Origin of the sequence: Sporolituus thermophilus DSM 23256 (assembly GCF_900102435.1) — a bacterium.
Classification (GTDB): Bacteria; Bacillota; Negativicutes; order Sporomusales; family Thermosinaceae; genus Thermosinus; species Thermosinus thermophilus.
Genome location: NZ_FNBU01000007.1, coordinates 17,833 through 30,060 on the forward strand (window position 1 = coordinate 17,833; position 12,228 = coordinate 30,060).

11 protein-coding genes are annotated in these 12,228 nt (G+C 56.9%); all 11 read right to left on the reverse strand.

Translation table 11 applies throughout. The features are described from left to right. Positions 1–12 precede the first annotated feature (12 nt). Positions 13–1,242, reverse strand: a complete 1,230-nt coding sequence (locus tag BLQ99_RS05650) for an NAD(P)-dependent malic enzyme (protein ID WP_093688991.1) — start codon at positions 1,240–1,242, stop codon at positions 13–15. Positions 1,243–1,334: 92 nt separating this feature from the next. Next, the gene (gene citC / locus BLQ99_RS05655) at positions 1,335–2,384 is read right to left on the reverse strand and encodes a [citrate (pro-3S)-lyase] ligase (protein WP_093688993.1); all 1,050 of its coding nucleotides are present in this window, start codon (positions 2,382–2,384) and stop codon (positions 1,335–1,337) included. 2 nt (positions 2,385–2,386) lie between these two features. Continuing rightward, positions 2,387–3,928 (reverse strand): citrate lyase subunit alpha, encoded by a 1,542-nt coding sequence (gene citF / locus BLQ99_RS05660; protein WP_093688995.1) that lies wholly within the window; start codon positions 3,926–3,928, stop codon positions 2,387–2,389. Next, positions 3,925–4,800 carry an HpcH/HpaI aldolase/citrate lyase family protein gene (locus tag BLQ99_RS05665; protein ID WP_093689170.1) on the reverse strand — a complete coding sequence of 292 codons (876 nt, stop codon included), beginning with the start codon at positions 4,798–4,800 and terminating at the stop codon, positions 3,925–3,927. The genes citF and BLQ99_RS05665 overlap by 4 nt, the downstream gene beginning before the upstream one ends. Further along, positions 4,800–5,093 carry a citrate lyase acyl carrier protein gene (gene citD / locus BLQ99_RS05670; protein WP_093688997.1) on the reverse strand — a complete coding sequence of 98 codons (294 nt, stop codon included), beginning with the start codon at positions 5,091–5,093 and terminating at the stop codon, positions 4,800–4,802. The genes BLQ99_RS05665 and citD overlap by 1 nt, the downstream gene beginning before the upstream one ends. Positions 5,094–5,154: 61 nt before the next feature. Next, the gene (locus tag BLQ99_RS05675) at positions 5,155–6,084 is read right to left on the reverse strand and encodes an alanyl-tRNA editing protein (RefSeq protein WP_245690288.1); all 930 of its coding nucleotides are present in this window, start codon (positions 6,082–6,084) and stop codon (positions 5,155–5,157) included. A 32-nt stretch (positions 6,085–6,116) separates the two neighbouring features. Beyond that, entirely contained in the window at positions 6,117–7,367 is a 1,251-nt protein-coding gene (locus BLQ99_RS05680) for a methylaspartate ammonia-lyase (RefSeq protein WP_093688999.1), read from the reverse strand. A 37-nt stretch (positions 7,368–7,404) separates the two neighbouring features. Beyond that, positions 7,405–8,856, reverse strand: coding sequence for a methylaspartate mutase subunit E (locus tag BLQ99_RS05685; RefSeq protein ID WP_093689001.1), 1,452 nt, complete (start codon positions 8,854–8,856; stop codon positions 7,405–7,407). Next, positions 8,840–10,243 (reverse strand): methylaspartate mutase accessory protein GlmL, encoded by a 1,404-nt coding sequence (gene glmL, locus BLQ99_RS05690; protein ID WP_093689003.1) that lies wholly within the window; start codon positions 10,241–10,243, stop codon positions 8,840–8,842. Before glmL ends, BLQ99_RS05685 begins: the two co-directional genes overlap by 17 nt. After that, the gene (glmS, locus tag BLQ99_RS05695) at positions 10,236–10,670 is read right to left on the reverse strand and encodes a methylaspartate mutase subunit S (RefSeq protein WP_093689005.1); all 435 of its coding nucleotides are present in this window, start codon (positions 10,668–10,670) and stop codon (positions 10,236–10,238) included. Before glmS ends, glmL begins: the two co-directional genes overlap by 8 nt. Before the next feature lie 362 nt (positions 10,671–11,032). Then, entirely contained in the window at positions 11,033–12,172 is a 1,140-nt protein-coding gene (locus BLQ99_RS05700; RefSeq protein ID WP_093689007.1) for an acyl-CoA dehydrogenase, read from the reverse strand. Between the last annotated feature and the right edge of the window lie 56 nt (positions 12,173–12,228).

A 12,228-nucleotide genomic window follows, 5' to 3' on the forward strand; every position in this document is an offset into this window, starting at 1 on the left:
ACTCCTCCTTAGTTATTTCCCCAATTTAACCCGGGCGGCCGTCTTGGCCCGCACTTCTTCGGGGTCGACTTTAACGCGGGCCACCCCAGTCTCCATTGCGACGCGGGCAACAGCGGCGGCAACGGCCGGAGCGACCCGCGGATCGAAAGCGTCAGGAACAACATAATCTTCCCGCAGTTCATCTTCGCTAATCAGGTCGGCAATAGCGTAGGCGGCGGCGATCTTCATCTCTTCGTTGATCTGACGGGCGCGCACGTCGAGAGCGCCGCGGAAAATACCGGGAAAGACGGTCACGTTGTTAACCTGGTTGGGAGCGTCCGACCGGCCGGTCCCGGCCACTTTCGCGCCGGCCGCCTTGGCCTCGTCGTACATAATTTCCGGCACCGGGTTAGCCATGGCAAAAACGATCGGGTCTTTCGCCATGCTCTGAATGATCTCTGGAGTAAAGGCGCCGGGAGCGGACACGCCGATCAGCGCATCGGCACCTTTGGCCACTTCGGCCAAATTGCCGCGCAGGCCCTGCTTATTCGTCGTACGGGCAAGCTGCTGCTGGATGCGGTTCAGACCCGGCATCCCGTCATACAGCGCGCCATTCACATCCACCATAATCACGTTTTCGGCGCCGGCGTTGACAAGCAGGCGGCCGATGGCGCTGCCGGCGGCGCCTACACCGTTAACGACGATTTTGGCTGTTTTCAGGTCTTTTTTCACAAAACGCAACGCGCCGATAAGCGCGGACAAGGCGGCAATGGCCGTGCCATGCTGGTCGTCATGAAAAACGGGGATGTCTAGCTGTTCTTTCAGTTTATCTTCGATGTCGTAACACTTCGGCGACGAAAGATCCTCCAGGTTGATCCCGGCGAAACTGGGCTGCAGCAGTTTTACCGTCTCAATGATTTTGTCCGGGTCTTTGGTGTCCAGACAAATTGGTACGGCGTCCACGTCGCCGAAGACCTTGAACAGAACGCATTTTCCTTCCATGACCGGCATGGCCGCTTCCGGACCGATGTCACCCAAGCCCAGGACGCGGGTGCCGTCGGTAACCACGGCCACCATATTGCCCCGGCAGGTCAGTTCGAAGGACAAGTCCTTGTTTCCCTTAATCTCTTTACACGGCTCGGCGACGCCAGGGGTATAGGCGATGCTCAAATCGCGCTTGTCGCGGAGCGGCACCTTGCTGGCCACGCCCAGCTTGCCCTGGTATTCCCGGTGGAGTTTCATCGCTTCTTCGCGGACATTCATAATTTCAATCCCCCTCATTAATACAGCATAGTAAAAAAATTGGATACCACTACCATTGTAAGACAGCTTACCCTGTTAAGACAACACCTAAATTAATGACGGGAATGGCTGCTTCTGATCCGCGCAATTACCGGCGCCGCTTCCGGTGACAGCAAATATCGGTAAGTAGTCTCCGGCACCAGCTTCCTGATCTCGTCCCAGTTATCCCGGCGTATAAGTTCGCGCACCCGCGAGGCAGAGACGATCTCGCCGTCAGCGGTAATGCGTGACATAATCTTTAGGTCGATGCCATACAGCGGCAAAATTTCCGCCATTGCCTCGTTATAGGCGCGGGTAACCGGACAGTAAGGCTCATCGCCCACATAGCGGACTGTTACCCCCAGGGCCGGAGCGATGTACCGGGCAAAAACGGTGGCATCCAGCCGCGTCTGGGCGGCTACCGTCTCTTCGCCGCGGGTAAAGTAGCCGGGGAAGGTCGCCGCCGAGACAATATATTTGCCCCCTGGCAGCACAAGGATATTATGGTAGTCGGCCAAGCCCTCCCGCACCAAACGCAACCGTACATCGAAAGGGAAAAGGGAGCGATCCTCGCTCACGACCAGTACAACGACGGCAGCATTTTCCCGGGCCGCTTTGGTAATGACCGCCTTATGGCCTAAAGTAAAGGGGTTACAGTTAACCACCAAGGCCGCCCGCGGCCCTGCCGGCAAGGCAGCCGCTGCCTGGGCCAGTTCCCGGCAGTAACCGTCAATGGAGCCGATGCCGGCTTCGAGCAGGGCGGCATACGGCTCGGCCCGGGCAATTTCCTTAAAGCCTAAGGAAGCGAATAAATGAGCTTTGTTGGGGCGGGTGAAGACAAAATAGTGGAACCGGCCGCGCCGCGCGGCTTCCTGCATCAAGTGGCTGACGACGGTGGCCGCCAGACCCTCGCCCTGCAGCGCCTCATCAACGGCAAAGTTGCGCAGCACTTCCCCGGCCAGCGAGCCGGTTGCCACCAACCGGTCTTGACGGTAGAGCCCGACTGTATATTCCACGGTCTCATCAAAGGTTAAGTCAAATCGCGCCAGAAAATCGCGCACTTCGGCCACTTCGCGCAAGTTTGCCAAGTTGACGACCCGTAGCTCCGCATCAGCCCACAGCATGCTCACCCCTCCACTTGCCGCACCACATCAATGATGGTGCCATCACGGTACTCAACGACGGCGACAATCCGCTCACCGGTCTTGATTTTCGTCGGAATACCCGCAATTTTTTCGGCCAGCGCCTTCAGTTCGTCAATCTCTTTCACCGGCAGGCCGGCGGCTAAGAGTTTATCGCGCAAATCAGTCCGCCGCGGATTAACGGCCACGCCCCGTTCGGTTACCAGGACGTCAACCGTCTCGCCCGGCGTCGTAGCGGTGAGCACTTTGTCGACAATGATCGGCAAGCGCCCCCGCAGCAGGTTGGCGACGACAATGGTTACTTTCGCCCCGGCGGCGGCGTCGCTGTGGCCGCCGGAACCGCCCATGATCATACCGTCCGATCCGGTGACAACATTGACGTTGAAGTCGGTGTCGATCTCGGTCGCTCCCAGGATTACGGCATCCAATTTATTTACCGCGCAGCCGGCGTTAAAAGGATTAGCATAAAAGTTAGCGCCCACCTCCAGATGGTTGGGGTTGGTGGCGATGGAACGCACGGCCTCCAGGTCGAACCCCTGCACGTCAATTATCTTTTTAAACAGCCCCTTCTCCAGCATATCGACCAGATAAGCGGTAATACCGCCGAGCACGAAACTGCCGGTAACGCCGGCCTGAAGCATCTTTTGCCGCACGAAGTGGGCAGTTGCCAGTGTCGCCCCGCCGGCGCCCGTCTGGAAAGCGAATCCGTCTTTGATAAGTCCGGCCGCTTCGATGACGCGGGCTGCCGTTTCGGCCATTTTTAGGCCTACCGGGTCTTTCGTAATGCGGGTCGTCCCGGAAACAATCCCTTTCGGGTCGCCAACACTGTCCACTTTTACTACATAATCTACCCGTGTCTGCGGTATCGACACCGGCGCAAGCGGATATTCCACCAGATGATCTGTTACCGCCACAACGCAATCGGCATATTCGGCATCAGGAAAAGCGTAGCCAAGCGAGCCGCAGGCAGCCGGTCCCAGGACGCCGCTAATATTGCCGTAGTCGTCGGCAGCCGGCGCGGCGATGAAGGCCACGTCAATTTTCAGCTCACCGCACTCAATGGCCCGGGCCCGCCCGCCGTGGGTACGGAGAATAACGGGCTGCGCCAGTACGCCGCGGGAAATGGCCTGGGCAACGGGCCCTGACATATAGTTAGTATCGAGGGCGGTTACGACGCCGCTCTTAAAGTGTTCGATCATGGGAGCGTGGACGGGAAAAACGGAGCTTAAGGCTACTTTTAAATTTTTTAACCCCAATTTCGCCGCCGTCGCCAGCACCATGTTGACGACACCGTCACCGTTACGAAAATGGTGGTGGAAAGATAAGGTCATGCCGTCACGAACGCCGGCGCGGCGGAAGGCCTCTTCCAGACTGGGCAGCACCTTCGACTCGCCGGGCCGCACGGTCTTTACCCGCGGCGCCCTGCGGCACATATCCGGCACGGCCTTAAAGGCGCCGGCGAAGGGTTTGACCGGACCATAACCATCGATAGTTTCGGGAATTTCCCGTCCGATTGCATTGATCATTGTCCTTCCTCCTCCCTCAGCCCAAGCAACTTGGCCAGCTGCAGAATGCGTTCGGCCCGGTTGACGATAGGGGCATCTACCATCTTGCCGTCCAGCGACGCCACCCCCGAGCCTTCAGCCTCAGCCTGGCGGATAGCCTCAACGACGCGCCGGGCCCAGTCTATTTCTTTAGTACTGGGATTGAAGACACGGTGAATAATGTCGATCTGGCGGGGGTTGATCGTCAGTTTGCCACGAAAACCAAGGTGTTTGGCAAAGGCGGTGTCGCGCTCCAGGCCGGCTTCATCATTCGCGTCGGTATAGGGAGTGTCGATGGCCTGGATGCCGGCGGCCGCCGCGGCATTGACGAGCAGGGTGCGGGCGGTTAGAATTTCACTGCCTTCCGGCGTGCGCTGCGCACCGATGGCGGCCGTATAGTCCTCGGCCCCCAGTGCCAGAGCGACGACGCGCTTATCGGCCGTGGCGATTGCATACGCTTCGGCCAGCCCGCGCGGCGTTTCAATCAACGCGATTAAGTTGACCGGTTTCTGCCCCGGCCGTTCGGCTAGCGCCACCGCTTTAGCCGCAGCCTCAATGTCGGCCGCGCACTGCACCTTGGGCACCAACAAAGCATCGGGGCCGCAGGGCACAATCGCCCGGATGTCGGCCAAACCGAAGGTGTCAAGGGTGTTAATCCGGACCACCCGTTCACTGCCCGCGTAGTCCACATATTTGAGCGCATGCGCCACCAGCAGCCGGGCCGCATCTTTCTCTTGGGGCGCGACCGCGTCCTCCAGGTCAAGAATGACCGCATCGGCGCCAAAAACGCCGCCGTTTTGCAGCATACCGGGATTATTCCCGGGAATAAACAGCATCGTTCGCCGCAGCTGCATCATACCATCTCCTCCCGTAGCCCTACGCCCGCGCGGACCAGCGCCGCCAACGTGCGCGCCCGGATGGTATAGTCCAAGGCCCCGCGGTCAATGGCTTTAATGTAAGCATCGGTCACGCCCGCTTCCCGCACTACACTGGCAATTGTATGGCGGATGGCGTCACCATATTGGGCTAAGACAATGCTTTCCAGTTCAATGGTAATACCGCTGCCCGGCGCAGCGGGAGCGACGGCGACTATAATGTCGCTTGACTCCAGCGTGCCGGCCTGGCCGGTCTTTACAACCTGTACCATATATTATTCCCTCCTTAATATAAGGATGCTGCCTTCTTTGAAAGAAGGCAGCCGTTACTCTTTAGGTCGTGGCCAAACAAAACCCGGCAAAACCGTCCAGGTTGTCGGTATGAGGGCCGACGACGCCAATTATTAGATAGGTTTTCGACTTGGGATCGTATTTATATTCGTGTAACAAACGGAACCCTTCAATCTCTTGGGTATTGCGCACATGCGTCCGTGGTCCGGAGCAAACCCATATGTCGCTACCGATGCGAATATGCCCCTCGTCGCTGTAACAAACGTCCAACCCTTCGGCAATAATGGCCTTGACCTTCTTTTCCACTTCGCGCAAGTCCACGTCAAGCAGCATCGGGTACTCCAACACAAAGCCGTGGTGGACGTCGCGGTGCCCGAACTCCAGAATGGCGCCATAATCATTGACCAGTACCCGGGTTGTCAAATCTTCCGCCGTATGGGCCATCTTACGGTACCGTAGCGTTTTGGTGACGACATTAAAAATTTCTTTAGGAAAAGGTCCAAAGACGGTGGGCCGCACAACAATAACTTCGCCGCCGACACCGATCAGCACGTCGGCGTTGCGCTCGAGCAGCGGATATAATAGGTCAAAATGCTCAACGATTACCCGCTTGCCATGGGCCAGGGCCTTTTGCACCGCCTCCGCCAGGACATGCAGCTGTGTAAAGGCCATTTCAAACCGTATGTCGACGTGATAAGTATGGCTGGAAAAAAAGCCTTTGTCAACGTTTTTGAGGAGCGGCAACGGCCGGATATTGACGCCGTCGTCGTCATTCGTCAGTTCCAGGCCGGGAAACATGCCTTTCACCAGGGATGACTTGCCTGCCCCGGCATCACCGATGATACCGATCAGCCGGTCCAATGGCGACAGATAACGCTCGCCGAGTTGTTCACCCAGAATATACATCCGGTTGCGGCCCCGCGGGGCAAAATAGCTGGCATACATGAGCTGCTCGCCAATCAGCGACTTCATAAACTGCCTCCCGTTTGTTACACGGCAATGGTTTACTGCTTGCGCGCCCGGCGGAGGGCCAGGATGCGCTGCATTTCGTTATAAACAATCATATAGCCTTCGTCCACGCCCATGCCCGGCTTAGCCAGCATCTGCGCCGGCTGGGTGGCCATGGCGATGTGCACGCACACCTGGGCGGAGCGGTCGGTCTCATTGCAGGTGCCGCCCTGGTAAGCGCCGACCCCTTTTTGTTTGCAATAGAGGATGGACTCGATGATATTATTGATGCCGCCAAGATCGGGGGTCTTAATCTGTAGCATGTCACCGGCACGACGGTCGGCGAACAGTTTGATGTCCTCATAAGTGTTGCACCACTCGTCGGCCACTACTTCCACGCCGATGCCGGCCGCATGCAGGCGGGCGGTCAGGTCGGCCAGAATGTCGATCTGTTTGTCGCGGTCCTCAATGTCAATCGGGCCCTCGATGCGCAGTTTGAGCGGGGCGGCCGCCTTTTCCAGCCGGCCGAAGTATTCGACGATTTTGTCCAGGTCATTGTTGAACGCCAGGCCAATAGTGCCGTAGGTGTCGATGTGCAGCACCGGGTTATAATCGTCGCGGGTGCGCAGTTTCATAACCCGGTTTTTCAGCCACTGGACATACTCTAAGAGTTTTTCGCCGTTCTCCCCCAGTTTTTCCTTCACATTATTAATAAGGCCATGGGGTAAAACTTGCGCCTGCTTAATAATCATTTTGTCGGCGTTGTCATAGCGGTCATCGCCCGACTGGGTGAAGATTGGGATTTCCTGGTCGCTGACCTGGGTATTGTATTCCTCGGCGATGACTTCGCACATCAATTTTTTCTTCGCTTTGGCCACGGCGTCGAGGATGGCCTGGGTAACGCCATAGCGCAGGGCGGTGTGAATCCGTTTGCCGGTAGCGGGGTCGCTTAAGCTGTCGATTTCCTCGGCCAGGGCCTTGAAAGAGGTGAGTTCGCGGCCCACCAGCCGGGGCTTGATGTACTCTTCAATCAGGGGAATAAAGTCGTTGGCGAGGAACAGGGGATCACGGCCGCCGGCGCCGCTGTACTGCACCGCGGCACAGTCGCCGTAGGCAACCTGACCGTCTTCCAGGACCAGCATAACCGAAACTGCCTCTCCGGCCTGGCGTACTGCGGTAAAGCCGGGAGTGATAGGATCGCCCAAATAGGTAAAGCCGTCATGGGCGGCGCCGGCTTTAATCGCCCGCTGGTCGTCAAAATAGAAGCCTGTCATCCCTTTAGCGCACACTACGTCGATTATTTTCATAAGCTACCTCTCCGTTCATGTTTTTTCAGTTTACGATTTAGCGCGGTCTGCCGACCAGGCGGCCATTGGAAATGGCGTAGATATCGTCAATCACCATCTGGAAGCTCGGGCTGCGGCCTTCGGCCTTGCCCCGCTCCTCAATTTTAGCGCGGTGGAAGTCGATAATGTCCTGGGTAAAGGGCAGGTTGCCTACGTCAAAGAGGCGAACGGCGCCGTTGTTGTCGCGAGCCGGCAGGATTTTGTTAAGATTGAACTTGCTGGGGGCAAACGGAACGTCCAGGACGCCGGCGGCAAAGGCCCGCACCGTGCCGACGGCGTAGTCGCCGCCGCCCAGTTCAAAGACTTTGTCCAGCAGGCAGCGCGTCTCGGCCTTAATGATCTCTATCTCGGCCTCCACTTCCTTGGTCAGGGGGAAGGGCTGGTCCCGCAGCATGTTAATCATTTGTTTGGTTGCCCTGAGGCCCTGGGCGTTAGCTTCCTTGGTCGGGATGCCCAGCGCCTCGTGCGGCGTCTTGACGATAACTTTGGTCGCCTTGGCCAGCGCAGCGGCCGCAGCGCCCCAGGAGATAACGGCAAAAGCTTTGGCCTCATCCTGCGGGAAACCGCCCATCCATTGATGGAATACCGTTGTCAGCACGCAATCGGTATAGCCGTGCTTGGCAAAATACTCCTCAGCCAGGGCTTCGAGGGCTTTGATTGCGGCCACGTCCTGGATAAGGTTGCCGCACTGGCCGTAGCCGAGGGTAATATTTTTAACGCCCTGCTCGGCCGCGAGGATGCCTTCAATAATGGCCACCGCGTGGGAAATACTGGGCGGAACAAGCGTACCGGTCAGGGGACCGAAGGGTTCGCGGTTGATTTCGATGCCGTGTTCCGCATAAATGCCGACCAGGCGGTCGCAGTACTGCCAGTCAAGAATGGTTTTTTCCAGGGAAACGCTTTTGGCATAGGGGATATTGTACGAAATGCCGCCGCCTTCGTAGGAAGTAAAGCCGCCGGCCAGCGTAATTTCGGCAAGGAGGCGGGCATCAGGCGTGCCATGCCGTACCTGCAGGGGGGCATCCACGTTTTCCACCACTTTGCGCACTCCGGCCACGCCGTGGTTAACGGCCGGAAAGCCATTAAGGAGGGAACGGCCAGCCCGCAGGCTTTCCTCGATACCGTGTTGCGCTTCCTTATACTGGTTCTGGCGGGTATAGCTGTCGATAGTGGTCGGCAGGAGGTCGGCTTCCCCCTCTTTTTTGAGGAAATTCAAGAGTTCGATATGGTCGTCGATCAGGGCAACACCGGCGCGGGGCTGGGTCAACGTTTCGCCGTTCTGTTTGGCCTTGACCAGCCGCTTGGCAAACTGCCGGTTGGCCGGAATATTTTCGTGGTACTTTATCGCCTCGTCAAAGTCCACGTCCTGGCCGGTAGGCCATTGCTTGAGCACTTCGGCCCGGACGGCATAAAATTCGTCATGCGTCCATTTCTTATTTTTCAGTTCCATGACTGTCCCTCCGAACAATGTATTTTTTCAGCATGCGCACAGCCGTATCAGGATAGTCTTCCCCCAGCAGCCCCATGGCCGCCATGATGTACTGCCGGTCGATCAGAAACTCCGGTTGCTGCGGTTTGAGAATATGGGGATTGGCTTCTTCAAATACAATTCCCCGGAGTATGGCTTCCGGGTGCGGATTGTTGATGATGACGCCGCCGGTGCCGACGACGGTGGTTACGCCGGTCAAATCTTTACCGGTCTGGACAAAGGTCGAGCCGAAGGGGGTAAAATAAGTTTCGAGCTGGCCGACATGCCGGTCGGCGCTTAGTTTGGTACACGCGCGGCCCATGGCGATTTCGATGCGCTCTTCTTCCGCCGTTTGCGGCAAGTATTCAATATTGGCCTCTACTTTGGCCACATAGGCAACCACTGCTTCCTCGCTGGTCTCCGCATAGCTACCGATCAAGCGCGCCCCTGCCGCTTTTAAAAGCGCCCCGGCGCTGTAACGCATGCCCAAATCGCCTTCTACCGTCCGTTTGGCAAACGGTTCGGGCAAGCCACGCAAGGCTACGGCCGGTTTGGACGGTTCGCCTTTGCCGATGGAATAGACGTCGGTAGTAGCGCCGCCAATGTCGACGACCATGAGATCACCCAGGCCAGGCTCATTGTCCGTGCCGCGGCTTAACAGTTCGGCCGCCCGCAGCACGGCTGCCGGCGTCGGCATTACCATGCGGTCGACAAACTTATTGGCCTTATTCAGGCCCTTGGCCTCAACGATGCGTTTCAAGAACACATCGCGGATGGTGGCCCGGGCCGGTTCAATATTAAGTTCATTTAAGCGGGGCATGACATTTTCGGTATGATAGACGTCCGTCATGGTCGCGGCCAGCATCTTGACCACCGCCGGCGCGACCGATTTATTGCCGGCGACCACGACCGGCACGTTCAGGCCAGATGCGGCCAGCATCTTGGCGTTGTGGAGAATTACCTCCTTATTGCCGCCGTCAGTGCCGCCGGCCAGCAAGATAATTTCCGGTTTTAGCCCAACGATTTCCTCAAGTTCATAGTCGCTGAGTTCATGACAGTACACGCCCAGTACCTTGGCGCCGGCGCCGAGCGCCGCCCGTTTGGCCGCCTCGGCCGTAAGCTCCGGCACCAGCCCAATGGCCACCATCTTCAGTCCGCCGGCGGCGCTGGAGCAGCCGAGCACCTTGGCAAACTCAAGGCGCCCCGTTGTGGCAAAAAGCTTGTCCAACGCCTGGTTGAGGCCTTCCATTATGTCGGTTTCGACGGTAGTAATCCCGCGAGCGGTGCCTAAGATAACCTCCCGCTCCACGTCTATTGCTGTAATCTTGGTATAGGTGCTGCCAAAATCGATCAGCAACACATTAGCCATGGAGAAGGCCCCTTTGCGCCAAATCATGCTTTAGGTCGGCAATGACCTTATCCGGCAGGGTGCCGGGCGCATACACGCGATCGTACCCCATTTCCTTGAATTTGGCTTCAACGGCGGCAAAGTCGGTCTTGCCGACAACAAGGTTGCCGCCTACATAGAGCAGGATGTCACCAATCCCCGCTTCACGGCACATATCACGCAGGCCGCGGCAGTCGATTTCGCCGTGCCCGTAGAGCGACGCCACCAGAATCGCTTTGGCATCGGTCTCAATGGCGGCGTTGACAAAGTCTTTCTGCGGTACCAACACGCCGAGATTAACAACGTCGAAGCCGGCGGCGGTAAGGGCATGATCGAGAATTTTATTGCCCACCGCATGGCAGTCGGCGCCAATGACACCTAAAATAATTTTCACTTTGTCTTTTTGCATGTCCCCTTACTCCTTTTCTAACGTGTTTTGGCCTGCAGCCAACTTAGATGGTTATGACCGTTAATCTTGCCAATTTGCGGCTAATACCTGACAGCTCCGTTGGGTTGGCAACAGCTGCGCGGCGGCAATCAGCCACTCTTATTTTGTTCATTATGTAATTTTTCACTTAGCAAAATAAAAATTCCCCGGCGGCGCCGCAGTATGTAATCACTCCTTTTAAATTGGATTAATCCATTAATCCAAATCTAGTCCTGTTTAATATTATGGCATAAGTTTGTCTAAAGTTCAACAAATTTCGCAATATAAAAAAAGAAAAAACCGTCAAAACCTTGAACGGTTTTGACGGTAAGACCCGCTCCAATTTACCGTAAGATATTACCGGCAATGACCATGCGCTGCGCCTGGTTGGTCCCTTCGTAAATCTGCGTGATCTTGGCGTCGCGCATGAAACGCTCAACGGGATACTCGCGGCTGTAGCCGTAACCGCCGAAGATCTGGACGGCATCGGTCGTAACCGCCATCGCGGCGTCGGAAGCAAACATCTTGGCCATTGCCGCTTCTTTGGCATAGGGCAGGTTGTTGGATTTATTGTACGCCGCCCGGTAGGTCAAGAGCCGGGCCGCCTCCACCTTGGTCGCCATATCCGCCAGCATGAAGCTGATTGCCTGGTTATTGGCAATCGGCTTGCCGAATTGTACCCGTTCTTTCGAGTACTTGATAGCCGCCTCCAATGCCGCCTGGGCAATGCCTACCGACTGGGCGGCAACGCCGATGCGGCCGCCGTCAAGGGTCGTCATGGCAATCTTGAAGCCCTCGCCTTCCTTGCCGAGCAGGTTGGCAGCAGGCACGCGGCAGTTGTCGAGAATAACCTCGCGCTGCACCGATGACCGGATCCCCATCTTAATTTCTTTTTTGCCGAACGACAGTCCCGGGGTGCCTTTTTCCACAATAAAGGCGCTCATTCCCTTAGGACCGGCGGCTTTATCGGTAGCGGCAAAGATAACCTCGATTTCCGCTTCCCCGCCATTGGTATTGAATACTTTCGTGCCGTTAAGAATGTAGTAATCGCCGTCGCGCACGGCCGTGGTCGAGCCGGCCGCGGCATCGGTGCCGGCATTGGGCTCGGTGAGGCCAAACGCGCCCAGTTTTACCCCTTCGGCCAACGGACGGAGGAATTTTTGTTTTTGCTCTTCCGTGCCGTATTTGTAAATCGGCCAGGAACAGAGCGATACATGGACGGACAGACCAATACCGGTAGACGCGCACACCCGGGAAATTTCTTCAACCGCAATGGCGTAAGCGACAAAATCGCTTCCGGCACCGCCATACTTTTCCGGATAAGGCAAACCCATAATCCCCAACTTGCCCATTTCGTCGAAAATTTCCCGCGGGAAAATTTCTTTTTCATCCCGCTCGGCTGCGCTGGGGGCAATCACTTTCTCCGCAAACTCCCGCACCATTTTGCGAATGTCTTCTTGCTCAGGGGTAAGCGTAAAATTCATTCACATGCACCTCCATCGGTAAAATTCGGATTTTGCCCTAAAACGACCATAGCCTT